Annotated in this window: 22 protein-coding genes; 11 read left to right on the top strand and 11 right to left on the bottom strand. The window is 57.0% G+C overall.

Going from position 1 to position 23,923, the window contains the following annotated elements:
- Positions 1-20: 20 nt before the first annotated feature.
- The 8 genes from ACWF8S_RS03480 (at position 21) to ACWF8S_RS03445 (ending at position 7,852) form a co-directional block, all read left to right on the top strand.
- Positions 21-458, top strand: a complete 438-nt coding sequence (locus ACWF8S_RS03480; RefSeq protein WP_447555442.1) for a tripartite tricarboxylate transporter TctB family protein — start codon at positions 21-23, stop codon at positions 456-458.
- Entirely contained in the window at positions 459-1,967 is a 1,509-nt protein-coding gene (locus ACWF8S_RS03475; protein WP_447555441.1) for a tripartite tricarboxylate transporter permease, read from the top strand.
- Positions 1,964-3,115 carry a mandelate racemase/muconate lactonizing enzyme family protein gene (locus ACWF8S_RS03470; RefSeq protein WP_447555440.1) on the top strand — a complete coding sequence of 384 codons (1,152 nt, stop codon included), beginning with the start codon at positions 1,964-1,966 and terminating at the stop codon, positions 3,113-3,115. The genes ACWF8S_RS03475 and ACWF8S_RS03470 overlap by 4 nt, the downstream gene beginning before the upstream one ends.
- 29 nt (positions 3,116-3,144) lie before the next feature.
- On the top strand, positions 3,145-4,920 hold the full coding sequence (locus ACWF8S_RS03465; RefSeq protein ID WP_447555439.1) for an alkaline phosphatase family protein: 1,776 nt from the start codon (positions 3,145-3,147) through the stop codon (positions 4,918-4,920).
- Between the two features lie 307 nt (positions 4,921-5,227).
- Positions 5,228-5,602, top strand: coding sequence for a GFA family protein (locus ACWF8S_RS03460; RefSeq protein ID WP_447555438.1), 375 nt, complete (start codon positions 5,228-5,230; stop codon positions 5,600-5,602).
- A 207-nt stretch (positions 5,603-5,809) separates the two neighbouring features.
- Entirely contained in the window at positions 5,810-6,391 is a 582-nt protein-coding gene (locus ACWF8S_RS03455; RefSeq protein WP_447555437.1) for a biotin transporter BioY, read from the top strand.
- Positions 6,388-6,819, top strand: a complete 432-nt coding sequence (locus ACWF8S_RS03450; protein WP_447555436.1) for a DUF1284 domain-containing protein — start codon at positions 6,388-6,390, stop codon at positions 6,817-6,819. Before ACWF8S_RS03455 ends, ACWF8S_RS03450 begins: the two co-directional genes overlap by 4 nt.
- A 187-nt stretch (positions 6,820-7,006) precedes the next feature.
- On the top strand, positions 7,007-7,852 hold the full coding sequence (locus tag ACWF8S_RS03445) for a hypothetical protein (RefSeq protein ID WP_447555435.1): 846 nt from the start codon (positions 7,007-7,009) through the stop codon (positions 7,850-7,852).
- Positions 7,853-8,135: 283 nt separating this feature from the next.
- On the opposite strand, the gene ACWF8S_RS03440 is transcribed toward ACWF8S_RS03445, so the two are convergent.
- The 4 genes from ACWF8S_RS03440 to ACWF8S_RS03425 all read right to left on the bottom strand — a co-directional run bounded on the left by ACWF8S_RS03440 (position 8,136) and on the right by ACWF8S_RS03425 (position 12,225).
- Positions 8,136-9,086: a DUF808 domain-containing protein gene (locus ACWF8S_RS03440; protein ID WP_447555434.1), complete on the bottom strand. Its 951-nt coding sequence runs from the start codon at positions 9,084-9,086 to the stop codon at positions 8,136-8,138.
- Between the two features lie 69 nt (positions 9,087-9,155).
- Positions 9,156-10,094 carry a nucleotidyl transferase AbiEii/AbiGii toxin family protein gene (locus ACWF8S_RS03435; RefSeq protein ID WP_447555433.1) on the bottom strand — a complete coding sequence of 313 codons (939 nt, stop codon included), beginning with the start codon at positions 10,092-10,094 and terminating at the stop codon, positions 9,156-9,158.
- Positions 10,078-10,896, bottom strand: coding sequence for a type IV toxin-antitoxin system AbiEi family antitoxin domain-containing protein (locus tag ACWF8S_RS03430; protein WP_447555432.1), 819 nt, complete (start codon positions 10,894-10,896; stop codon positions 10,078-10,080). Before ACWF8S_RS03430 ends, ACWF8S_RS03435 begins: the two co-directional genes overlap by 17 nt.
- Before the next feature lie 195 nt (positions 10,897-11,091).
- Positions 11,092-12,225, bottom strand: coding sequence for a Fic family protein (locus tag ACWF8S_RS03425; RefSeq protein WP_447555431.1), 1,134 nt, complete (start codon positions 12,223-12,225; stop codon positions 11,092-11,094).
- 320 nt (positions 12,226-12,545) lie between these two features.
- Here ACWF8S_RS03425 and ACWF8S_RS03420 point away from each other — a divergent pair, with 320 nt between their 5' ends.
- From ACWF8S_RS03420 to ACWF8S_RS03410, 3 genes are all read left to right on the top strand, one after another.
- The gene (locus tag ACWF8S_RS03420; protein WP_447555430.1) at positions 12,546-12,854 is read left to right on the top strand and encodes a hypothetical protein; all 309 of its coding nucleotides are present in this window, start codon (positions 12,546-12,548) and stop codon (positions 12,852-12,854) included.
- Positions 12,855-13,062: 208 nt separating this feature from the next.
- Positions 13,063-13,320 (top strand): helix-turn-helix transcriptional regulator, encoded by a 258-nt coding sequence (locus ACWF8S_RS03415; RefSeq protein WP_447555429.1) that lies wholly within the window; start codon positions 13,063-13,065, stop codon positions 13,318-13,320.
- Between the two features lie 84 nt (positions 13,321-13,404).
- The gene (locus ACWF8S_RS03410) at positions 13,405-14,295 is read left to right on the top strand and encodes a pseudouridine synthase (RefSeq protein ID WP_447555428.1); all 891 of its coding nucleotides are present in this window, start codon (positions 13,405-13,407) and stop codon (positions 14,293-14,295) included.
- 28 nt (positions 14,296-14,323) lie between these two features.
- Here ACWF8S_RS03410 and ACWF8S_RS03405 read toward each other — a convergent pair whose 3' ends face one another.
- The 7 genes from ACWF8S_RS03405 to ACWF8S_RS03375 form a co-directional block, all read right to left on the bottom strand.
- Complete coding sequence (locus tag ACWF8S_RS03405) at positions 14,324-14,470, bottom strand: hypothetical protein (protein WP_447555427.1); 147 nt, start codon at positions 14,468-14,470, stop codon at positions 14,324-14,326.
- A 4-nt stretch (positions 14,471-14,474) separates the two neighbouring features.
- Complete coding sequence (locus tag ACWF8S_RS03400) at positions 14,475-15,134, bottom strand: hypothetical protein (RefSeq protein WP_447555426.1); 660 nt, start codon at positions 15,132-15,134, stop codon at positions 14,475-14,477.
- A 96-nt stretch (positions 15,135-15,230) separates the two neighbouring features.
- On the bottom strand, positions 15,231-16,118 hold the full coding sequence (locus tag ACWF8S_RS03395; RefSeq protein WP_447555425.1) for a GIY-YIG nuclease family protein: 888 nt from the start codon (positions 16,116-16,118) through the stop codon (positions 15,231-15,233).
- Positions 16,119-16,140: 22 nt separating this feature from the next.
- Entirely contained in the window at positions 16,141-19,293 is a 3,153-nt protein-coding gene (locus ACWF8S_RS03390) for a type I restriction endonuclease subunit R (protein ID WP_447555424.1), read from the bottom strand.
- Between the two features lie 153 nt (positions 19,294-19,446).
- Entirely contained in the window at positions 19,447-20,622 is a 1,176-nt protein-coding gene (locus ACWF8S_RS03385) for a DUF4268 domain-containing protein (protein WP_447555423.1), read from the bottom strand.
- The gene (locus ACWF8S_RS03380; RefSeq protein WP_447555422.1) at positions 20,615-22,168 is read right to left on the bottom strand and encodes a restriction endonuclease subunit S; all 1,554 of its coding nucleotides are present in this window, start codon (positions 22,166-22,168) and stop codon (positions 20,615-20,617) included. Before ACWF8S_RS03380 ends, ACWF8S_RS03385 begins: the two co-directional genes overlap by 8 nt.
- The gene (locus tag ACWF8S_RS03375) at positions 22,158-23,879 is read right to left on the bottom strand and encodes a class I SAM-dependent DNA methyltransferase (protein WP_447555421.1); all 1,722 of its coding nucleotides are present in this window, start codon (positions 23,877-23,879) and stop codon (positions 22,158-22,160) included. The genes ACWF8S_RS03380 and ACWF8S_RS03375 overlap by 11 nt, the downstream gene beginning before the upstream one ends.
- Between the last annotated feature and the right edge of the window lie 44 nt (positions 23,880-23,923).

The following is a 23,923-nucleotide window of genomic DNA, read 5'->3' as shown; positions in this document are numbered from 1 at the left end:
AGATTCCTTGCGGAGGACGTATGGTTTCGACGCTACTTCATCCTCGCGTGCTGACTGCTTTGGCGCTTTTGCTGGCGGGCGTCGGTCTATCCGTGCCCGCCTGGCAAGGGCCAAACGATGCCATGCTCGTGCCCCGAATCGTGCTCATCCTATGGTGCGCGGCTGCGCTGGTCGTGCTAATTGGGGAGCTGATTCAAAAAGTACCGATCCAGCGAGTCCGGCCCTCACCGCTGCCCCTGTTGATGGCGGCGGTGCTGGTCGCGGCGATCGCGACGGCGAGTCTTGGTTTTCTGATTCCAATTCTTCCCCTGGTGGCACTGACCCTATGGCTCTTTAACGTTCGCAAGCCGCTATGGCTTGGGGTGGGGACGCTGGTTCTGGGCGTTGGGCTTTGGTTCTTGTTTCACCATGTGCTTTTGATCCGATTACCGACACTGCTCACCAGCGGGGTGCTTTAGATGGATATTGTTCTCGCGGCGGCAGGTGATGTATTTACCTGGCAGGCGCTGCTCGCCATCATCATCGGCACCTGGGCCGGCATCGTTATCGGTGGATTACCAGGGCTTGGGTCGGTGGTGGGTCTGACGATTTTTTTACCTTTCACTTTCGGCATGGACGTGATTACCAGTATGGCGCTTTTGATTGGCGTCTATTGTGGCTCTGTCTATGGCGGATCGATTACCGCGATTCTCATCAATACCCCCGGCACGCCCCAGGCGGCGGCCACCACCTTTGACGGCTACCCCATGACCCAACAGGGCCGAGTGGGCGAGGCGTTGGGATGGGCTACCTTCGCATCGTTCTTTGGGGGCGTGCTCTCCTGCGTCCTGCTGATTTTAGGGGCGCCGCAATTGGCAAAGTTCGCGGTCAACTTCGGCTCCATCGAGGTATTCGCGTTGGTGTGCCTGGCCATGCTTTGCATCGTCGGCGTCTCTCAAGGCAGTACGCTCAAGGGCATTTTGTGCGGCATGATGGGGTTTCTGTTTTCGATGGTGGGGAGCGACCCGATCACCGGCGCAGATCGCTTCACCTTCGGTCAGTATGCGTTAAGTTCGGGGCTGACCCTGATTCCCGTCGTTGTGGGTGCCTTCGCCCTATCGGAAGTGTTTATCCGCTTTGCAGCTCGTAACGACGAGGCGGCCAGCATTCCCGAAGCGCGGATCAAATTTCCTAACCTTCGCGACATCGGCCGCCGCATGGTCGAACTTATTCGCGGCTCTTTCATTGGCGGTTTTATTGGGGCGCTACCGGGCACCGGCGCCGCGGCAGCCGCCTTTATTAGCTACGCCGCCGCCCAGAAGCTTTCACCGCGGCGCAAGAACCTGGGCAAGGGCGAGCCAGACGGCATCATCGCATCGGAGTCTTCCAACAACGCCGTGACCGGTAGCTCCTTCATTCCGACGCTGGCGCTCGGTATTCCCGGCGACGTGGTAACGGCAATGATGATGGGGGCAATGGTCATCCATGGCATTACGCCAGGCGTTCGCCTGATGGTGGATCAATCCCAGACGGTCTACTCCCTTTTCGTGGTGCTGATCATCGTCAACGTGGCGATGTTGATTCTAAGCAAGCCCTCTATCGGGCTCTTCCGCTATCTCTTCAAGCTACCGCAGGGTTTCGTGATGGGCGGCATCATCATGTTCAGCTTTATTGGTGCGGTTTCGGTACGTGGCAATCCGCTGGATCTCGTGGTGGCCGCCGTTACGGGGCTCGTTGCCTATGTCCTGCGCCGCGGTGGCTATCCGTTGGCGCCCCTGGTGATTGGCATGGTACTCGGCCCGGAACTCGAGAGCTCCTTGCGCCGGGGCCTTTTGGTCTCGCGAGGCGATTTCACTGCCTTTTTCACGCATAGCCACATCGCAACCGTTTTGTTCGTCATGATCGCCCTGTTCATTGCCGGCACCGTTTACTCGGGCATCACCGAGTGGCGCCGCTCCAAAAATTCGAATTTAGAGAGAGACTTATGACCCGCGTGACCGATCTCAAGACCCATGTGCTTGCAGCACCGCTTGCCGAGCCATTCGCATTTTCCCAAGGGTGGGTACATCAACGCACTGCCATGCTGGTAGAGATTACCACCGACGACGGTCTGGTCGGCTGGGGTGAGTGTGTCAATCACGGTTTACAACCCCCTCAGGTCGCTCAGGCCATGGTCGAGCACGCGCTCAAGCCGCTTGTGGTTGGCCGCTCGATCTTTGACCGCGAAGTAATGTGGGAGGAAATGTACAATCATACCCGGCCCTACGGGCAGCAAGGGGTCGCCCTTTTTGGCATTGCCGCCATCGACGTGGCGCTTTGGGATCTGACCGGCAAGGCACTGGGCCAGCCCGTACACCGCTTGATGGGAGGCGCGTTTCGCCACCGAATTCGGCCCTATGCGACCGGTTTCTATCGTCGCGAAGGTGGCGTCTACCCCGATGAGGTCGTCGAGGAGGCACTGCGCCATCAGGCCAACGGCTACCGCGCCATGAAGATCAAGACCGGCTTTGGGATCGAGGCTGACATTCGCGACATGCGCGCGGTACGCGAAGCGCTGGGTGACGATATTGCGCTCATGATGGACGCCAACTGCGCCTACAGCGTACCGGCGGCTCGGCGCATTCTCATGGAGCTCGAGGAGACTCGGGTGCACCTGTTCGAGGAGCCGCTGAGCCCGGAGAACCGCCACGGCTATCGCGAGCTCAAGGGGATATCCAAAACCTGGATCGCCGCGGGCGAGAACGAGTACACGCGGCTGGGTTATCGCGATTGGATCAGCGACGGGGCGCTTGACGTCATTCAACCCGACATCGGCGCCGCCGGCGGGCTGACCGAGTGTCGCAAGATTGCCTCGCTCGCCCAGGCCTGGCACGTACCTGTCATGCCCCACGTTTGGGGTACGGGCATCGGGCTTGCTGCGGCCGTCCAACTGATCGCGACCTTGGCGCCCCAGCCTTTGTCGCTCACGCCGGACGAGCCCATGCTCGAGTACGATCAATCAGCCCACCCCTTCCGCCAGGAGCTTATCGGTGGCGAGTTTGGCCTGGACGCCGACGGGCTGGTGGCCGTGCCGGAAGGCGCCGGTTTAGGTATCGAGATCGACCGCTCGGTCATCGAACGTTACCGCGTCGCGTAAATCTCGATCTGCAAATACCGGAGCCTACCATGAACGAAGCCAATAAAATTCTGCTGCTCGGCGTCGATGGCCTCATCCCCGAACTCGTCGAGCGCTTTTGCGATGAAGGCGTGCTGCCCAATATTGAGCGCCTGCGCAACGAAGGAGGCTCAACCCGCCTTCTGCCCTACATCTCGACCTGGGGCGACACCAATTTCGTGGCGCTTTTGACCGGGCAAGCCCCCGGTACCAGCTGGGTCGGCCAACGCCAGCCTCCTACGGGCACTCGCCATCTTCTCGAGCTGATGCAAGGTGCGGATAAGCGGGCAGCCCTGGTTCACTTTCCGGAAAGCGTTGTGCCCGCGGACGAGCGCGATCTCTGCCTTGCGCCCTTTTGGAGCGCCAAGGGCCCGGCCCCGATGGAACTGGCACCCGCTTGCCTGCACATGACACAACCAGAGAGCCTGGACTCGCCCGCCCCGACAGAGACGCTGGGCTGGCCCCCTACGGGCACGCTGGCCCACCACCAAAAGCACAACCGTTACCCCATCGCGCGTACACGGGATGGCTTTACTGCCCACATTCCCGCGCATCGTGACGAGCCGATAGCGGTCAAGATGACGTTCGAGGGCGAGCGTCTTCGTCTTCAGGCGGCTCAGAGTGAAGTTGACCTGGGGGTCGGCGAATGGAGCGAGTGGCTGCCCCTGCAAGGCGAGTTCGCACTGGAGGGCAAACCCGCCGCCGTGCGCTTCAAGCTGCTCAGTATGGATGCGGCCACCGGCCACATCGACCTGCTTCAATCCCAGGTGACCGCACCGGAAAGCAGTAGCGGACGTCCAGGCGTCGCGCGTCGCCTGATCGAACGTCACGGGCCCTTTATCTCCAAATGGGCCGTCTCGGCGGATCCGGACACGCCCTACTTCGATACCAGTTTTGAAGAGGGGCGCTACCAGCTCGAATGGCTGATCGACAGCGCATTGACCCTCCTCCATGAAGAGGACTTCTCACTCTTCGCCACCGTTTTTCGACTCAACGACGAGACGCATCACACAAGCCTTGCGCAGTGTGATCCGGAATCAGCGTTTTACCAGCGTGACGACCATGAGCGCTATCTTGACGTGATTCGACACTCCTATCGACTCCTTGATGATGGCGTAGGCCGGGCACTCGCTGGCTGCGACACCAACACTACTTTCGTGCTGGCCTCCGACCATGGCGACGTCCCCAACAGCCATTTCTGCGATATTCACAGGCGGCTGGCCGAGTTCGATCTATGCACAGTCGGCACCGATGGACGCCCAGCCCCGAGCCAGAGCCAGGCGTTTCTGAAGGATGAGCGCGGTGGGCTGGAGATCTTCGTCAACCGAGAACGGGTACCCGAAAACGACATCGAGCGTGTGAAAACCCGCATTCTCAAGGCCCTGACCACCTGGTATGTCGATACCGAGAGCGGCGAGCGTAACGTCGTGGCCCTGGCGGTCAAGCGTGAAGACGCCGCCCCACTGGGCTACTGGGGCGACGCCATGGGCGATGTACTCTTCGCCTACGCTCCCGGGTTCGTTTGGGGGAGCAACACTCATGGCGACACCGTCGCGCCAGTGACCTCCCCCGGCGCCAATCATGGCCCGCAGATCCCCACTGCACGCACGGCGTTCGCCTCCAATCTCGGCGTTGCCTTTTTCCAGGGGGCCGGCATTCGCCATGCCGACCGGCTCAGTACCCCGACCCTGCCGCGCATGGACAGCATGGGCGCCACTTTCGCACGGTTACTGGGGCTTTCGACGGACTCGCTGGATAGCAAAGTGGTGGAGGAGGTGATCAAGTAATTGAGTGGATTGGAGGCGAACAAGGACACGACGCTCGCCGCCGATAGCGATGTGTTTATCGAATCAATAGCATCCTGGCCAATGAGCCGATTACAGCGGCTATTCGGCTCAAATAGTGAGCCGAAAAGGGTTGATAGTTGGCTCATATAACAGCGCACAAGACTATAGTTCCAGCTTGTCTTCCTGGAGGGTACTCAAAAGGAAGGCTTACCAAAGAGTACGCTTTCTAGAGGCTGCGAATCGACTGTACAAAGCACATTCGAAAGAGCCGCCTACCTTGGGTACATACGTCTTGCAGAGGTGAAAAATGAAGCAACTAACCGGTGGCTGCCTGTGCGGCAAGGTACGGTTCAAAGCCCATGGCGAACCGCTGAGCGTTGGCATTTGTCACTGCCTGGATTGCCGCAAACACCACGGCGCGCTTTTCTACGCGGCGGCGGATTACCCAAGGCAAGCTGTCATGATCGAAGGGGAGCCGAACAGCTACCAGGGGCGCTACTTCTGCCCGGTGTGCGGCTCATCGGTCTTCTCGGTCAGCGAAGAGGAGATCGAGATACACCTTGGCGCCCTCGACGCTCCGAATCAGCTACAGCCGACGTATGAGCTTTGGACTCTTCGCCGTGAAGAGTGGCTACCTCCGTTAGATGCGGATGAACGATACGAGCGAGACCGTACGAATTAAGCCCTGTGCCCCAGGGGCACACATATCGTCTATTTCAAAGCATGGGTATAAAAACGAACGAACGTTAGGCCACTAGCCTTGCCAGCCCCCAACTAGCCCGGTTGGCTTCAACAATGACACACCTGTAAACCAAAACTCTGGACGAAGGATTACAGCAGCGGTAGAGTCATACAGTAAACTCAAAAAACTAAAAAGGTTTCCTCCGCCATGTATGACACGTCTCGCGCCGTTACCCTGCCTATGCCCTTGAACCTTGCCCACCGCTCGATGAGTTGGAAGATGACGGCGGTGGTGCTGGGTTCGCTTTTTCTAACGCTGTGCTCCTACGTGCAAGTGCCCATGGTGCCCGTGCCGGTCACGCTGCAAACCTTCGGGGTAATGCTGATCGGGGCGCTCTACGGCTGGCGCCTGGGCGCACTGACCACGCTGGCGTGGCTGGGCCAGGCTGCCATGGGCTGGCCGGTACTGGCGGGCGGCGCGAACGGCTGGATCGCCTTCGCCGGACCCACGGCGGGCTATCTATTCGCCTTCCCGCTATGTGCGGCGCTGACCGGTTGGCTCGCTCAGCGTGGCTGGAGCGGTCAGCGTCCCGCGCTTGCCTTTACAAGCATGATGCTGGCCCACGTGCTCTGTTTGGCTGCGGGCGGCGCCTGGCTTGCACAACTCGTTGGCATAGAACAAGCCTTTGCGTTAGGCGTGGTGCCTTTCCTGATAGGCAGCGTGCTGAAATCCGCCCTGGCCGCCGTTACGCTCAAACTGATCGCCAGCCGCCCGCGCGGCAAGATGTGACCATAAGGTTACGCGGCCACCACCTGCTTTGCCTGCTCACCTACGTCGGCAAGGGGTATAGCGCCTCCTTCGTGACCAATTACGACCGGCTCGCCGCGCGCCTTTCTTGCGGCGAGCCGGTGGAGCTGGTCGCGGGGCCGGATGACATCTGCACCCCGCTGCTGGCCCCCGCGTGTGAGCCGCCCCACTGCCTGAACGACAGCGTAGTGGCGCGGGATACCGCCGCGCTCGAGGATATCAGCGAAACGCTGGGCCGCTCGCTCGCCGTTGGGGATACCTTGACACTGAACAGCGCCACACTGGCATCGTTAAGAGCCGCCTTTCGTGCCGGGCTGAACCGGCGGGCGTGTGTCGATTGCCAGTGGCATTCGCTTTGTACGGACGTGGCCGGGAGTGGTTATATTGGAGTGCGCATTCAAGTTATGTGAGCGCATTGCCATCGGATTATATATCCTTTTCTTTCGACAACCTCACTCTCTCGATCTTGCTTTCTATCCAAGGATTTATAGCCCTTTTTGAAGTACCTCTAGCGATCTCCCATAAGCATCCCATAAAGCGCATTTCATCTTTCTGTTACGCTATGCGCTTTTTAGCACCACCGGCAAGGAGCCCCGCTTGAGGCTAACGGCGCTGGATAAGCACCACGCCCGCACGGTTTACCTGCGCGTGGTGTTCTTCAAATGGCTAGTGGTACTGTTCGGCATGTTCTTTCTGGTGCTCAGCGTGGTGCTGCCGGTGGCGTTCGTGGTTGATGATATCCGCGCACCGGTGCTGCTCATCGGCTTTTTGATGGTGCTGGATCTGGTCGTGGCGGCGCTGGGCGTCTTTTTGGTCGCCCATGGATTGGGACGGGCCACCACGCTCAGGCACACCACTACCCAACTGCGCGGCCGGTTGATCGAAAAAAAACGTACCGCCAGCGCAGGCAATGGCGGCGGGCGTTATACCGTGTACACCTACTTCATCAACGACGTGCAGCTCTCCTGGCCGCCCGGGGCCGGACGCCTCTACACGCCCCTGATCGATCAAACGATCACCCTGACGGTGGCCATGATCGACATCAGAAGCCGCCCCCGGTTGCAGGCGCTGGTGAAGTGCTTTGGCATCGACCCGGACAAGGAGAAGAGCCGGGGCCTGGGCGTGGTGCTCAAATGCCAGAAAGCGATCAATGTACACGGCGCACTCGAAAAGTACGGACGCTATTATTTGCTGCGCTACCAGCTCAAACTGGCGGCGGGCTTTGGTTTTTTCGCGGGCCTGGCTTTGCTGTTTTTCATGCACCCGGGTTCAAACGGCTGGATGGTGCAGCAGAGCCTCCTCATGCAGGGCATGATCATTACTGGCTATATTTTTGGAAGCATTGTGCTGGCGGCGTTGGTGGCTAACGGGTACCCGGCACTGCGCAAACGGCTGAATGCGGATTATGACGCTACGCCACATGAGGAGCGGCTGCGAGGCTGAGGCGCTATTCAAGGAACAGGTGACCGATACAACGAGTAACGCCGCCTCCCTTACGACCAGGCTCATAAATCACTCAGCAACCCTATACGTAAATCCAATATTTAGCGCCTAATCCATGTCAAAGCGCTTTAACCAATAAAATATTGGATTTAAATAGCCTTTACCGCAGGCCATCACCCACCCACGCTGCGCGGATTGTGGTGCAAACGAAGTCGAAGCAGCTTGGCACAGCCGATTCAAGGTATCAGGCTCTTGATGCCTGATACGCCCGTTGCGGCCTCCACTACGGCGAATGTGCCTTCTTGAAGGGAACGAGGTGAAACGCTCCCACTACCACCGAGCCCACCAAAAAGCCAATGAGCGCAGAACACAGCGTATTGAAGCCCCAGCCCAGCAGGCCGCCCAGGGCACCGGTTGCTTCGCCAATGTCATGCTCGATATGGTGAACCCAATCGTAGGGCGCGTTGAACCACCCCGTGCCATCCGCCCCCAGGTTGGCCATCAGAATATGCCCACCCACCCAGAGCATAGCGATGGTACCCACCACCGAGATGGTCGCCAGCACCTTGGGCATGGCCGTCACCAGGCTACGGCCCAGTGTTTGTATTCCGGGGCTCTTACGCCTGGCAAGTTTCAGGCCGATATCATCCATCCTGACCAGCAGCGCTACCACGCCATACACCAAAATGGTGATGACCAACGCGACCACTATCAGACTCACCAGCTGTGACCAGAACCCCTGATGAGAAACCGTGGAAAGCGCGATCACCATGATTTCCGCAGACAGAATCAGGTCAGTGCGAACGGCACCACTCACGATCTTTTTCTCGGCCTCCGGCCCCTTTTCGACCGCTGGCTTGTCGTCGTCCTGCTGACCAGAGAGCTTGTGCCAGACCTTTTCCGCGCCCTCGAAGGCCAGGTAGGTGCCGCCCACCATCAGGATGATCGGCAATAGCATGGGCAAAAAGTGATTCAGGAGCAGCGCCGCCGGCAGGATAATTATCAGCTTGTTGCGAATGGAGCCCAGCGCGATCCGCTTCACGATCGAAAGCTCACGCTCTGCCGTTACCCCGTGCAAATATTGCGGCGTTACCGCCGTATCATCGACCACCACCCCGGCCGCCTTCGCCGTTGCCCGCCCAGCGGCTGCACTTACATCGTCCAGTGACGCGGCAGCCAGCTTCGCCAGGGCGGCAATGTCATCCAGCAATCCAATCAAGCCGCCTATGGCCATGGATGTTTTCTCCGTGAATAACAGTTGTAGATAGTAAAGTACATAGCGGCTTGGACGGAGCGCGTCTCTTCACACATCAAATGCTATTCGTGCCAGGGTCTGCTCAAGTTCATGGCGATCCGCCTGGCGCTTGGCCTTCGAGCGACGGGTAAGGTTTTGCAGCTTTCGCCCTACCCCTGGCAATGCTGCTGCTTCCTCTAAATGGATCAATTCAAAATCAGGCTGCTCATCTTCGACGGACCATAGAAAGTCACATGAGGGCTTATCCAGCTTTTTAGAAATCCATAGCAGTAGCTGTGCTCTGTGCTCAAGCAGTTGCGCCGCCGTCACCGGCTTGGCGGTCATTCCCTTGAAATGGGCATCGAAGAGCGTCTCAAAATCCACTGGTTCCCTGGGAGCCAGAAGTTCCCAGGCCGGTTTAGGGCTACACGTTAGATACACCAGAAAGGTTCGCCATAATGTCGCATCGGCCCGTTCATCTTCCAGCAGCAAGCCAATGTCGAACAGATCCCTGGGATGTTGACGAGACAAGGCCGCCGCCAGTTTTCCAGCGTAGAGATCGGCAAAATCGAGCACCTGCGTTGAGGCAAAGCCGAAGGCCTGTTCGACTTCCGGTTGGACCACCATCATTCGAACCGGGTGTACTGTGCCGCGCATCACTGGGGTTGTTTCAATCTGCACACGCGCCCGGCCACGGCTGCAAATTAAGCGTGTGATCCCCCCTGTGTTCGCGCCACCTGATGTTTGCACTTGTAATTGCAAAGGACGGGCACGCAAGGTCTCCGCCAACTGCTCTAGTGCTGCGGCAATATCCGCCACACCTACCTCAAAATTCTGCACAGGAAGCCAGGTCAAGTCGATATCCACCGATAGCCTGGGGAGATCATGCTCAAACAAGTTGATGGCAGTACCCCCCTTCAGTGCAAAGCGGGTTTCCTTTGCCAGCACCGGCAGGATATCTACCAGCAATTGCACACGGTCGCTGTAGCGTTTATCCCAGCTGCTCATCAAGGTCTCCCGGCAGAACAATGTGATACGTGGGATGCAGGCGGCCACCAGGCACCAGCGAACGCTTCCCACTGCCGAGATTCACCCCCTCTATCGATAGGTGTGAAAACCAGGCGTGCCCATGACGCTCGGCCAGCGCGAGAAACAGACGCTTAGCCTTGATGCTGTGGCAGTGGCGTAACAGCATTTCAAGCCGCTGAGGGCGTAGGGTGGCCATGGCCTGCATTAATGCATCCACTTCGTAGACCCCACCCGCATCAGACACCTCATCACACATCTCCAGCATGGCTCGTTCCGGTGTCGAACACACCAGCACACTGCTCGGCATCGCTTCACGCCGTTCCAGCCCCAGGTTCAGCAACGCCTGATCCGTTGTCTTATCAGTAAGCGGAATATCAGGTAGATCAAAAGGTCCTTTGCCGCAGTAGTCGACCCGTTCCACCAACGGCAACTTGCATACCCACCCTGGCAAGCGATCCGGCCCGAAGAGTGTGATAACGGCGGCTTCGCCCAACCGTAGGTAGTGCTCATGCCCAAGCCAAGCCAGCGCAAAGCGCCCACCTATATGCAGCGACAAACCCTCCGTCTCTTGCACCGTGCGCACCACCCCTTCCCATTTCAGAGAGCCTCCTTTACGCATGTACACACCACGCGCCGGGGAGACCAGCCAACCACTAGCGACATAGCGGGCCAACAAGCTACTGTAATAGCCATGCGCTCTTAGCCACCGGCTGGAAACCACGCCGGTATCGTTTAGTCCTGTAAGCAGGCGGTTTAATTTTCCATCATTTTGATCACTCATAATGACTAAAATACACTTTCTATAAACCGACACAATGGGCCGAGTTTAATAAACAACAAAAAAAGTCACTCAGAGTGACTTTATAAGGCATTTAATAAACAAATCCTTGAAGTGCCTTGTGGTCATAGTATGAGTTAGCTGCTTGCTTAATCCCCCCTTTCAGTAACGATCACCCTTAAACAGCAAAGATCGCCACTACAAAGACTCATCCACGGTTCGCCCAAGTAACACCGCATAACGCGTACTACGCCCACCACCAGGCAGCTTGTAAAAGCAGCCCTTTTCCACCAACTCGGTCATATCTCGCGTGGCGGTCGCCTTACTCACCTTAGCCAGTGCCTGGTACTTGCGCGCATTGATACCTTGTACGAACTCTTCCCCCGCGTTATCCAGTAACCGATTGAGTATCTTGATCTGCCGCGCGCTTAATACCGTGGTGGCATGGCGCTGCCAGAAATGCGTTTTCAGCAGCGCCCGGTCAATACGCAACAGAGACTGCTCGAGCGCCTCTTTGAGTGTATCCAGAAACCACGCAAGCCAGGCCGTAATATCCAGCCCGCCCTTCTGAGTACGTTCAAGATGATCGTAGTAGGCCTCGCGCCGGGCCATGATTGCCGCGCTGAGTGAATAAAAGCGCACGGACTGCCGCTCAGCCTGGGCCAGCGCTCGATCGGTCACTGCACGCGTAACGCGCCCGTTACCGTCATCAAACGGATGCAGTGTAATCAGCCAAAGGTGGGCGATACCGGCACGCACCAAAGGATCGAGCCCTTCCGGTGGATGATTGAACCACTCAAGGAACGCCTCGAGTTCCGCTTCCAACTGAGCACGCGGTGGCGCCTCAAAATGTACCTTCGGACGATCTATCCGACCCGAAACGACCTGCATGGGATGATCGCCGCGTAGCTCATTAACGCGTACCTCGCTTATCAGACCAGGACGCTGCACGAAGAGCAAAGACTGCCAGTGGCATAGCTGCTTCAGGGAGAGGGGATCATCGGGCTGATGGGTCGATTGAAGCAGCAGCTCGATCAGCGCTTCAGATTCCGGCGTGGTTCGGTGAGTAACGCCCGCCTGCTCTAACCCCAAATGGCGAGCCACCGATGAGCGCACGGACCCCACGTCCAACCGCTCCCCTTCGATCTCGCTGGTGCGAATAGCGTTCTGAATGAGCGCATCCATTTCCACGTTTAGATCCGTGTGTTCGGGTGTCGCATCCGTTCGACCGACCACACGGCCTTGCAACAGCCTTATGGCATTCAGCAGGGGGCGCAAAGTGGGCTCATCCCACTCGAATAAAGGCCAGTTGCGTTGCTCCCATATATGCATGAGCCGATTACCACGCTTATTCGAATCAAATTATGAGCCGATTATGGCGTTTATTCGGCTCAAACGCTAATCGACGGCAAAGCCAAAGTTGTCGGCCGACCCACTGCATCGACTTTAAGTAAACCGCCATGAAGCTGACCAAAGCTACCCTGGAACCTTCATTCTCATAGAGCCGTTGAGTGTCTTCAGGTTCTCGAACGCCCTTGGTGACGACCAAACCCTCGCCAATCAATGAAATGGGCTGCGCAAAAAGTTATTATCCTGCTAAATAATTTCTCGGCCGAATTGATACACTTCCCTACCCTCTCACTGGACACGCTATGCACAACCTATGGATTCCCGTCGTCGCCATTTTCGTCGTGGCGGGCCTAATATTCGGAAGCCAAGCCTACTCCGAGGCCCAGCGCGATGCCCACATCGCCGCGACGATAGCCGAACGCCTTGACCGCCCCGCACCGGCCGACATCTCCGACTTGGAGCGAGTCAACAAAGGGTATGGCGTGTGTGGCGACTACGCGCTTTCAGGCTTTGATCCCGGCCGCTTCTATTACAACACCGCCACTAAGCGGCTAGCGCTTGGCACCGATGACCCGCTGTATCAGGACAACTGCGAGAGCGTTTCTTACTGAGCCCCTGGCAGCTGGTTTGATCTTTTAAGCAGTACAGCGGTTACGTTCCAGTATCGTGATCCCGTCGTGCATAAAAAATTACCGAACGGTAATTAAAAAGCCGCTTTTCGCTTTATAAACGCAAAAGTTACCGAACGGTAACTATGTGATTGCTACGTACCAAAACCGCGCCTATTATTACCGAACGGTAATCAAACGCAGGTTCCCTATGCCAATCGATAACGCCCCTTCCCCCACGGCCATTCGTCAAAGCGAAGAGCTGGGGCAGCTGGTCCGTAAACTCCGCACTGAACAAGGCTTGTTGCAGATGGACCTGGCCGGCCTTGCAGGCACCGGCAACCGCTTTATCGTCGACCTGGAACGGGGCAAGCCCACCCTGCAGCTGCAAAAGGTGCTGGATGTGTTGGATCTGATGGGGCTTGAGGTCGTCGTGAAGCGCAAAGGGAACCATCGCCATGGCGAGTGACGCCACCCTAACGGTGTGTCATGCGCAAACGCTCGTCGCGTGGCTGTTTGACACCCAGCCCCTTCCCAACCTGTGATGCATCTCATGTCCATTTCCCAACGCCCTTCGAAGCTGAGCCTGCCTCAGGTCAATCCCGGTGTGTCGACAGTGCTTGAGTATCTGCTGCTCACGTTTCCGGCCATCGATGAGGCGACATGGCGTGAGCGCATGGCCACCGGCAAGGTGCATCGCGATGACGGCACCTGGATTACGCCGGCCTCATTCTTCAAGCCACAGCTTCGCGTGTTCTATTATCGCGAAGTAGCAAGCGAGCCGAGCATTCCCTTCGCCGAGCATACCGTCTATCGAGACGAGCACATTCTGGTGGCCTACAAACCGCACTTTCTGCCCGTCACCCCCGGCGGGCGCTACGTCAATGAGTGCCTGCAACAGCGGCTGCGTAAAAGCACGGGGATCGAGTCACTGCAGCCGGTGCATCGTTTGGATCGAGTGACGGCAGGACTGGTGCTTTGTTCGCTGAATCCCGAGACCCGGGCGCTGTATCACCAGCTGTTCAAGTCACGACAGATTCACAAGACCTATCAGGCCATCGCCGAGGTAGACGGTAATACGTCATGGGTGGGTCGAGAGTGGGACGTAAAGAATCGCATCGAGCAAAACGAGCAGCGCTTTCGCATGCGGATTAGTGAGGGCGACGCCAACAGCCACTCGGTGATCCGCTGCGTGCAGCAAACCGACACGCAGGCGCTGTTCGAATTACACCCCGTCAGCGGGCGCCGCCACCAGCTGCGCCTGCACATGCAGTCACTCGGCTGGCCGATTTTGAATGACCGCTACTACCCGGCGCTGCAGCCGCTCTCGCCGGATGACGTCACGCGCCCCTTGCAGCTGCTCTCCAAGGGCTTCGCGTTCATTGACCCCGTGACCAATGAGCATAGGTGCATTGAATACGATGGTGGCCTGACGCTCAAATAGCGCGGCGGGATCACTCCCCTATCCTTTACTACCCGAAGCGCGTCTCGAGCCAGCCCGTGATATTCAGCCCGCCCTTCTGGGCGCTTTCGGGGTGGGCATAATGCACGGTGGGCCGGTCGATCCGCCCGGAAACGACCTGCATGGAATGGTGACCACAAAGCTCGCCTATCCGCACCTTGCTAACGGCTTAGAATTTCTGAGATATAACGAATAAAACGCTCTTTACCTGGCCCATGTTTCGAAGCTCTATACCACCAGGCACACGCAGGATGAGGAACGCCTTTTGAGTCAATTTCAATATGCCTGGCCAAGTGCCTTTTTGCTTTGGTGGAAACGAAAATCACACAGTCAGGCTCAATGGCATTAATCACACCATTGAGTGTCTGCTTGGCGACCTCCAAGTCCTCCCGCTGGACGTTAAGGCTCTTCCCGGTAACGGCAGGCCGTTGGAAAGCATTCATAAAAGCAACGTATCTGAACAGATTGCCGCCTCCCGGATAACCTGCTTCGCCTAGCGCACGGTTTATACGCCGATAGATCTCATGGCCTCTTGCTGTCCACTTGCCGTTTTCTTTATCGATTATTTTTCGGGTGTGTATCCAGCCTGGTTTATCCTCAACTCCTAATTCTTTCTCAGAGCCTGAATACCAGCGTTGTGCATCAAGGTGAAGCGAACTTTCCGGTGGCAGATAATGGCTTTCCGCAACCAACAGAATTTTTGGGCCATGCTGGTCATAAAGCCGCCCCACAAAAGGGCGCATATGCGGGTAAGCTTGATAATGCGGCAGTTGATCAAAAGCGTTATCAAACGCTTGTGAGTAATGGTGAATTTCAGTCATATAAATCTGTCCTGCATTCGCATAACCAATCGGCTGGGACGAGGCGATCCATGAGTCTTGGTGTTGGCCGAAAACACCGCAATCTCGGTAGCGTTTCTATAGCTTTTCCAACCGGGCTTCCTGAATCACCTTCAATGTTTTGCCGCTGGCATCCTTCCAGGCTATTCGTCCGTTTGAGGCGCCGCCCACTAGAACACCGGCGGCGGTCGAAGGAGAGGAAAAACGGAAATCCTGGGTAAAGACCAGCTTATCCTTTTGCGGCGACAGCACGCCGCGATCTTTCAGCAGCTGGCGCTGCTCGCGCATGTACTCATGGATAGAAACCGTTTCTTCGGCACGCGCCAATGAGCCCTTGAGTACCACGAAGCCTCCCGTAACTTCTCTACCACTCCCGTTCGCGCCTCGCTCGTTAAGGTGCAGCGTCAACGGCGGCCCTACCGGTTCAGCCGATGAAACATCGGTTTGGCTACTCGCCGACTCGAATGCATCAATACCGAGCAGCGGAAAAATCACCAGCATTTCGGCGAGAAACCACTCCGCATCGGCGCTATCGGCTTCGTTGAGAGGGGGCGGCGAAGGGTATGCCGTGTTGTCCACCGCCCACTGGTTGGCAGTTTTCGCCAGCCCCAGTAAACGCGCTTCAAGATAGCGCACGCTCGCCTTGTTCAAGCCCTCGTTGGTGCTGGTAAAGGCGATGGCTCGCGTCCAGAACTCCTTGCCCGTCACGTGCTGCTTGATCCGCTCACCGAGTGCATCGGCCTCGCCGATATAGAGTTTGGCCGCGCCGTCGTCCGTTTGCCCCGTGAGGACATAGACGCCCGGCTGGGTCATCTCGCTTCGTTTAAGCGCCCCTTCGAGCTGGGAGCGGTTGGCCACCACCGCCCGGCCTGTCCAGTTAGACTTCTCCACAATGCGCAGGCCCTCGGGCGTGCCGTCGGCGAGGAAGATACGAATGGAGGTAGGGCGGCCCTGCGGCGATGTCATACAAACTCCAAAACGGTGATGATCAGGATGACCATTGATTCGACAGAAGCTCGGCCTGCTTGAGAATCAGCTCGATAACTTCCGGTGATTTGTCCGGTGGGTACTTGTAGCGCTGCAGCGTACGACGCACCAGAATGCGCAGTTTGGCGCGCACGCTTTCGCGCACCTGCCAATCGACGGTGGTCGAGCCGCGCAGCTTGTTGGTGACTTCAACCGCCAGTGCCCGCAACTGGTCATCGCCAAGCTCCCTCACCGCGCTTTCATTGGTAATCAAGGCGTCGTAAAAGGCGATCTCGTCAGCGCTCAGACCGAGCGCCTCGTCACGTTCCATATCGGCCTTGAACTGCTTGGCCATCTCGATCAGCTCTTCAATCACCTGTGCCGTTTCGATACCGCGGTTGTTGTACTTGCGCAGCGTCTCTTGAAGGCGATCCGAGTACTTTTTCTCCTGCACGGCGTTGGTGCGCGTTTTGGCCTTGATGTCGTCCTTGAGCAGTTTCTCCAATAGCTCGACGGCCAGATTGCGGTGCGGCATCTGGCGTACGTCTTCGAGAAACTCATCGGAGAGCAGGCCAATGTTGGGCTTGTCGAGGCCGCAGAGCGCGAATACATCCGTCACATCGTCGGCCACCACGGCGTTATCGAGAATCTGCTTGAGCGCCGAGTTTTTCTGCTCCTCGCTCAGCGAACGGTTCGTGCTGGTGTGTTTGACCAGTGCCGCCTTGATCGCCGCGAGAAACGCGATCTCCTTGTGCAGCGCTTTTGCTTCATCCAGCGTGCTGCACAGCGAATACGCCTTGGTGAGTTGCAGCACGGTATCGAGAAAGCGCTTTTTGCCATCGTCCAGGCTCAGGAGGTAGTTGGCCGTTGGCGGCAGCAGTTTGTGCGGCGCCTCTTCAAAGCCGCTGTAGTCGAAGCCATCGCGGTTGGGGCCGCTGGCAAACATGCCGTGGATGATATCGAGCTTCTCTTCCAGCACCGCGAAGGCTTCTTCGGCGCTGTAGGTGGGCTGGCCCTTGCCGCGGGAGTCGGTGTAGGTCTTGAGGGCGTTTTTCAGCTCGTTGGCAATGCCGATGTAGTCGACCACCAGCCCACCGGGCTTGTCCTTGAACACCCGGTTCACCCGAGCGATGGCCTGCATCAGATTGTGCCCTTTCATGGGCTTGTCGACGTACATGGTGTGGCAGCACGGCGCGTCGAAGCCGGTCAGCCACATATCGCGGACGATCACCAGCTTGAGCGGGTCCGCCGGGTTCTTGAAGCGCTTCTCCAGCCGCTTTTTGGTTTTCTTGTTGTAGATGTGGGGCGTTAGCAGCGGGCTGTCGGCGGCCGAGCCCGTCATGATGACCTTGATCGCACCCTTTTCCGGGTCGTCGTCGTGCCAGTCAGGGCGCAGCGCGATGATCTCGCTATAGAGCTGCGCGCAGATGATGCGGCTCATGGCAACGATCATCGCCTTGCCCTCGACGATCTCGTTGCGCGTCTCGAAGTGCTCGACGAGGTCCGCCGCGATGCACTGCAAACGTGGCTCGGTACCCATCAACTTTTCCAGACGGCTCCACTCGCCCTTGGTGCGCTCCCGCGCGCCGGTATCTTCCTCGTCCTCGATGACCTCGTCAACCTGCTCGGAGAGCTGGTTGATTTCCTCACGGTTGATATCGAGCCGCGCCAAGCGGGATTCGTAAAAGATGGGTACAGTGGCGCCATCGTCCACGGCGTCCTGAATATCGTAGATCGAGACGTAATCACCGAAGACAGCGCGGGTGTCCTTGTCTTCATTGGCAATCGGCGTACCGGTAAAGCCGATGAATGAGGCGTTGGGCAGGGCATCGCGCATGTGCTTGGCAAAGCCGAACTGGTAGGTGCCATCCTGCTTGAGGGTCGCTTTCAGGCCGTACTGGCTGCGGTGGGCCTCGTCCGAGATCACCACGATATTGTGGCGGTCGTTGAGAATCGGGTGGCCGCGCTCGTCGTCCAGCAGGGCAAACTTCTGCACCGTGGTGAAGATAATACCGCCGGACTCGCGCTCGGCGAGCTTTTGGCGCAGGCTTTCGCGGTCTTCGGCCTGGATTGGGTCCTGCTTGAGTAAATCTCGCGCGCTGCTGAACGTGCCGAACAGCTGCCCATCCAGGTCGTTGCGGTCGGTCACCACGATCAGCGTGGGGTTGTGCATCGCCGGTTGCTGCACTAGCTTACCCGCATAGCAGACCATCGAGATGCTTTTGCCTGAGCCTTGGGTATGCCACACCACCCCGGCCTTTTTGCTGCCGGGTTTGACCTCATCGCCGTAAGTTGCGCGTTTCTCGCTCACGGTTGTCGCAGGTTCCTTGGCGGCAATCACCGTCGCTTTCACCGCCTCACGCACAGCATGGAACTGGTGATATCCGGCGATCTTCTTGATGACTCGTTCGGCGTCAGTCTCGAACAGCACGAAGTAGCGCAGATAATCGAGAAACAGTGTCCGATCGAAAAAGCCGCGCACCAGAGTTTCGAGCTGCCACTCCAGCAGCGGCTTGTCGTCTTCATCCTTGATGGTGCGCCACGGCATGAAGCGCTCCTGATCCGCCGTCAGCGAGCCAACCCGTGCGGTATAGCCATCGCTGATGACGAGCGCTTCGTTGGTGACGAACAGATCAGGGATTTCCGTCTTGTAGGTCTGTAGCTGATTAAAGGCGCCGGTGATATCGGCGGTTTCACTGCTCGGGCTTTTCAGCTCGATCACCGCCAGCGGCAGGCCGTTGATAAAGCAGACGATATCCGGGCGACGGGGCTGCTTGCTGCCCTGTATGGTGAACTGATTGATGGCGCGGAAGCGGTTGGCCTCGGCGCGCTCGAAATCGATCAGAAAGGCATGGTCATAAATGACCTCGTCGTTGCGCTTGTACTGCACCGGCACGCCGTCGAGCAGCCACTGATGGAAGGACCGGTTACTGAGCACGAGATCAGGGCTTTGCGGTTTGCTGACCTGGGCCACGGCCTGCTGAACGGCGTCATCCGGCAACTGCGGATTAAGCCGGATAATGGCCTTTTCGAGATCACCGTGCAGCAATACCTGCTTATAATCGTCGCGCTCCGGCGAGGCACCGTCGTGGGCGATGTCCGGCCCGTGGGCGGTTTCCCAGCCGGTATCGCCAAACCACTCAAGGCACAGCTGCTCCAGTTGATCTTCGGTCATCCCCACTCCCTTGCCACCTGCTGAAATCGCCAACGCCCGTTGACTCGTTTTATGCTATCGCTATGATTCAACGTAATACGCCCGGCGCCTCTTCACAGTTTACTGTGTACGCGCCGGCTCTTTTTTATCGACACGAAGGCCCATCTTATGAAGTCATGGCAGTTCGGAGTGCTCGAAGCTGATCTGTTTTAACTGTTGATTGATGTTTCTTAGCGGGTCACGCAGTGCATTTTCGAATCGCGTCATGTGGTGCACCATCCATTCGATCATCTCGGGCCAGTTCGCCTTGTCGTATCCGTCAACGGCTTTGGTGTACTGAAGACGACAGGCTTTTTTGGCGGGCAAAGGCAGCCAGATGAGTGGAGCACCAAAATTTTCCTCGATCGTATCCTTCTGTACTTCCAGCCGGTCAAATAAAAAGGTATTGGCTTCAGCCTGGCTATTCTGAAGACTCAATCCGACGCGTATTTCACTTTTCCCGAAAATCAGCTGATAGGGCATACCTCTAATACCAGAGCCTGCGCTAAGCCAGTGATCTTTCGTTGGACTGATATTGCTGTACAGGGTACAGCTGCTCTTGCTGAACTCTTCCAACGCCTGTTCCCAGAACTCCAGACGCAGGGTGTGTCGATGCTTTTGCTCTGTATCGGCGCTTTTCTCCTCATCTTCCTTGGCGACCATGCCAATCATGAAGTCGGTCGACTCGGGTGTCGGGATGATCTGCTCAACGTTGAGGAAAAGCTCACTGCCGGCCTTGTAAGGCGTCACCTTGAAACACTGGCAGGCGATACCAAACTGGCTCAGCCATAGCACGGTGTTGGTGACTTCCTTGCGATAACGCGCTGCGACAAGAATAAGACGCTGCGTCTTGATGCGATTGATTTGAGCCGCTTCCAGCCCATCGACTTCCAGAAATTCGATCAGGTTGTCGACGGCATTAGCCGGCGCCTGATTGGTTTCCTGCGCTTTCTGATTGAGGTAGCGCTGGTAGATATCCACGACCTGCGACTTGCTCAGGTTGGCACAGTAACTGGCATATTTTAGAGCCTGCCAGACCACGTCCCGACCGCTATCGTCGAGCTTGTTTTCGATAATGACCAGGTTGCCACTCTTGTCGATAGCAAGAAGATCCAAACGCTCACGAGTATCGTCGAAGCCATCAAACTCCTTTTGAATGATCAGGAGTTCCTCGCCATCTACCTGTGCCAGCGCCTGCGGACAGTTTTCCAGCCACTCCTGCAGGTGCTTGCGCTCGCCGAAGCCCAATTCACTAAAGCGTTTCGCCTCCAGCGGCGCAATGCGGTTTTGGGCCGAATCGATTTTATACATGAGCGGCTTCCTGCTGCTTGGCCTGCACCTCTTCGTCACTGGGAATCGTCAGTTCGCCGGAGAGGAGTTTGGGGAGGAGGGTGTCGCGTAATCCGGCTAGTTTTTGAGACTGGCTAATATTTTTAGCTTGTGCGGTAAAAAGTAGTCGCGATTGGCGCGCGTAACGTAGTGCCAATGCTTCGCAAGGTGCCACCACGTCCATTCTTGCAACCTGCTTGGGCTGTGCCCTTTGTCTACTGCCTGTAGAACCAGTGACGCTGGCTACAACGCCTTCCTGAAAAGGGGAGGAGGAGATTACTCCAGCGATGAAAGCTCTTAGCTCCTCAGACTTTGGGACAAACTGCATAAACTCTGTTGAACAAATAGCAGACTCGTTATCCAGAGGCTCAGGCCACCATACCCGAGAGGTGCCCGGGTTGAGCTTTGAGATAAGAACGGAAGTCTTTTTAACTTTATATTTTCCACTTTTAATGCTTATACCTGCATCCAAAGCGGGCGCTTTTCCTGCATCAAAGGCCGGAATGCTGTAATGCTCCCATATCTTTTCTGGGTTATCTGAAGGCTTGATAGAGCTGGAATCTAACCTGGCGAGTTTCTCGAACGGTGTTACTTCCCATCCCTCCGGAATCTCCCCCAACTCACTCCTCTGCATCGCCGAAGGAAACAGCGCGGCGATCTCATACAGTTCGTGGTAGCGCTCAGGGTCTTCCACACGCAGCGCATCGAGCTGCACCGCCGTCTTACCGGAAATCGCCTGCATCGCGGCGCGGTTCATATACGATTCCAGATCGCCTATCGCCGGCGGTTCGTCAAACTCGGCGGCGTAGCAGACGGGGGATGCGGATTCATTCTCTGGCTGGAGCGCCTGCCAGCGCTTACGCGCTGCGATCTTGGCCTTGACCGGATCGAAATCGACAAACCAGCTTTTGAACAGGGCTTGAGCCATCTGTTCGAAGGTTTGGTTTATTTGGTGGTTTATCCCGATCTTATCGTCGAGAGATTTTAAAAATCTGCCAATCCTCTCTTGTTCGGACAACGCTGGCAACGGCAGCGGTAAAGCTCTAAGTACTGACAGGTTAATCAGTGGAATAGTAGAACCTGTATTCTGTCTTTTAATATAAGCATTCATGTAGGGGCTTACAAACCAGTAGTAGACATACAAAGGATCTACTTTTTTCAAATCAAGCCTTACTCGCATCTGCTTGTTTGAAATAACGTACTCGTTAAACTTGGCCTTTTTTGGAATCAATCCAACTTGGCCGATGGTGCCAGCAGCAGTAAAGATTAAGTCACTAGGCTTGACTATGTATCCCTTTAATTCGTTAGCTTTTTCACGAGAAATAAAAACGAAGCCATCGTCATGAAATGAACCTATTGAATAATTAAGATTATTGCCTCTTATTACAGGCACACCTTCGCTGACGAAAAACCTTTTCCCAATCGAGCTTCCGAACGGACCAGTTATGGTTGCACGTTTCTCAGGTGCCTGGATGGCTTTAATAGTCACCCATTGCCAATGCTCAGGTAAATTAATCTCAACAGTCATATCCCAGCCCACTAAGATTCCGCTTAATCTCACCTTCCAGCCGGTCGCTTTCCTCGAACTGGTCTTTCAGCTGTGCCGTCAACCGCACCATCTTGTCGGCGAAGGGCTCGTTGTCCTCTTCTTGCGCGGCGGCGCCCACGTAACGCCCCGGGGTCAGTACAAAGTCATGCTTCTCTCCAATAAACGTGTTTTTAACTGAGGCACAAAAGCCGGGTACGGCTTCAAAGGCGTCGGTGCGTTGCCACGTATGGAAGGTGTCAGCGATTTTGGCAATATCTTCGCTGGTGAAGTCGCGCAGCACGCGGTCGCGCATATAGCCCTGCTGGCGGGCGTCGATAAACAGCACTTCGCCTTTACGTCGACGTTTTTCAACGCCGTTGGGCGAGAGGCCGCCGGCTTTGTCGCGAGTCAAAAACCAGATGCAGGCGGGGATCTGGGTGTTGGTAAAGAGCTGGCCCGGCAGAGCGACGATGCACTCGACCAGGTCCTTCTCGACCAGGCGGCGGCGAATCTCGCCTTCGCCGCCGCTGTTGGAACTCATTGAACCGTTAGCGAGCAGCAGCGCCATGCTGCCCACAGGGGCGAGGTGGTGCAGCATGTGCTGCAACCAGGCGAAGTTGGCATTGCCCTTGGGCGGGGTGCCGTGCTGCCAGCGCACGTCGTCGGCAAGCGACTCATGCCACCAGTCCTTGATGTTGAACGGCGGGTTGGCCATGACGAAGTCGGCGCGCAGGTCCGGGTGCTGGTCATCGAGGAAGCTGTCGGCGTTTTTCTTGCCAAAGTTGAAGTCGATGCCGCGAATGGCCATGTTCATGGCGGCCAGCCGCCAGGTGGTAGGGTTGGATTCCTGCCCGTAGATGGAAACGTGCTTTTTCTGCTCGGCGGGGTCGTAATGGTGCTCGCGGGCGTGCTCTTCGATGAACTTGTCGGAAGAGACAAAAAAGCCGCCCGAGCCCATCGCCGGGTCGTACACCCGGCCCTTGTAGGGTTCCAGCATCTCGACGATCAGCGAGACGATGCTCTTGGGCGTGTAGTACTGCCCGCCCTGCTTGCCTTCGGCCAGGGCGAACTGGCCTAGGAAGTACTCGTAAACGTGGCCGAGAATGTCCTTGCTGCGCAGGTTCAGCGCCTCGCCGCCGAGGGTCGGCTGGGTAAAGGAGGTGTCCGAGAAGGAGTTGATCAGCCCGATCAGCTTGTCGTTATCCACCTGAAAGCGGCTAATGCCTTCCAGCACGCCCTTGAGCTTATCGTTGCTCTTTTCGATGGCTTCCAGGGCGTTGTCGATCAGCCAGCCCACCGAGCGCAGGCGCACGTCGTCGCCCTTACTGTTCTGCCAGAGCACCGAGCCGGTAGGCAGTGCGGCACTCTCTTTCAGCGTGCTCCAACGCGCCTCTTTCGGCACCCAAAACACGTTGGCCTCGCGGTAGTAGTCGAGAATTTCCAGCTCGTCTTCGAGCGCCTGTTCGTACTCGGCGTCGCTGTCGAAATCGTCGTGCGGCAGGTAATAGATGTTGTCGTCGGCGTCATCCTTGAACAGCGCCAGCAGCTCGCGCTGACGCTCTTCAAATGCATCGGAGACGTACTTTAGAAAGATCAGCCCCAGCACCACATGCTTGTAGTTAGCGGCGTCGAGGTTGTTGCGCAGCTTGTCGGCAGCGCTCCAGAGCTTGTCTTCAAGCGCTTTCAAAAATTGCTGTTCGGTACTTTGCATTAATCATTCACTTGAATTAAATAGTTAAACTTATGCTACTGCAG

It is taken from the genome of Vreelandella xerophytica (assembly GCF_968048975.1).
The sequence above is the reverse complement of the archived record's forward strand: the minus strand, read 5'-3'. Positions and strand labels throughout refer to the sequence as shown.

Coding starts and splice junctions, on each gene's coding strand:
- ACWF8S_RS03480 (WP_447555442.1), top strand. CDS start 21: ATGGTTTCGACGCTACTTCATCCTCGCGTGCTGACTGCTTTGGCGCTT.
- ACWF8S_RS03475 (WP_447555441.1), top strand. CDS start 459: ATGGATATTGTTCTCGCGGCGGCAGGTGATGTATTTACCTGGCAGGCG.
- ACWF8S_RS03470 (WP_447555440.1), top strand. CDS start 1,964: ATGACCCGCGTGACCGATCTCAAGACCCATGTGCTTGCAGCACCGCTT.
- ACWF8S_RS03465 (WP_447555439.1), top strand. CDS start 3,145: ATGAACGAAGCCAATAAAATTCTGCTGCTCGGCGTCGATGGCCTCATC.
- ACWF8S_RS03460 (WP_447555438.1), top strand. CDS start 5,228: ATGAAGCAACTAACCGGTGGCTGCCTGTGCGGCAAGGTACGGTTCAAA.
- ACWF8S_RS03455 (WP_447555437.1), top strand. CDS start 5,810: ATGTATGACACGTCTCGCGCCGTTACCCTGCCTATGCCCTTGAACCTT.
- ACWF8S_RS03440 (WP_447555434.1), bottom strand. CDS start 9,086: ATGGCCATAGGCGGCTTGATTGGATTGCTGGATGACATTGCCGCCCTG.
- ACWF8S_RS03435 (WP_447555433.1), bottom strand. CDS start 10,094: ATGAGCAGCTGGGATAAACGCTACAGCGACCGTGTGCAATTGCTGGTA.
- ACWF8S_RS03430 (WP_447555432.1), bottom strand. CDS start 10,896: ATGAGTGATCAAAATGATGGAAAATTAAACCGCCTGCTTACAGGACTA.
- ACWF8S_RS03425 (WP_447555431.1), bottom strand. CDS start 12,225: ATGCATATATGGGAGCAACGCAACTGGCCTTTATTCGAGTGGGATGAG.
- ACWF8S_RS03420 (WP_447555430.1), top strand. CDS start 12,546: ATGCACAACCTATGGATTCCCGTCGTCGCCATTTTCGTCGTGGCGGGC.
- ACWF8S_RS03415 (WP_447555429.1), top strand. CDS start 13,063: ATGCCAATCGATAACGCCCCTTCCCCCACGGCCATTCGTCAAAGCGAA.
- ACWF8S_RS03410 (WP_447555428.1), top strand. CDS start 13,405: ATGTCCATTTCCCAACGCCCTTCGAAGCTGAGCCTGCCTCAGGTCAAT.
- ACWF8S_RS03400 (WP_447555426.1), bottom strand. CDS start 15,134: ATGACTGAAATTCACCATTACTCACAAGCGTTTGATAACGCTTTTGAT.
- ACWF8S_RS03395 (WP_447555425.1), bottom strand. CDS start 16,118: ATGACATCGCCGCAGGGCCGCCCTACCTCCATTCGTATCTTCCTCGCC.
- ACWF8S_RS03390 (WP_447555424.1), bottom strand. CDS start 19,293: ATGACCGAAGATCAACTGGAGCAGCTGTGCCTTGAGTGGTTTGGCGAT.
- ACWF8S_RS03385 (WP_447555423.1), bottom strand. CDS start 20,622: ATGTATAAAATCGATTCGGCCCAAAACCGCATTGCGCCGCTGGAGGCG.
- ACWF8S_RS03380 (WP_447555422.1), bottom strand. CDS start 22,168: ATGACTGTTGAGATTAATTTACCTGAGCATTGGCAATGGGTGACTATT.
- ACWF8S_RS03375 (WP_447555421.1), bottom strand. CDS start 23,879: ATGCAAAGTACCGAACAGCAATTTTTGAAAGCGCTTGAAGACAAGCTC.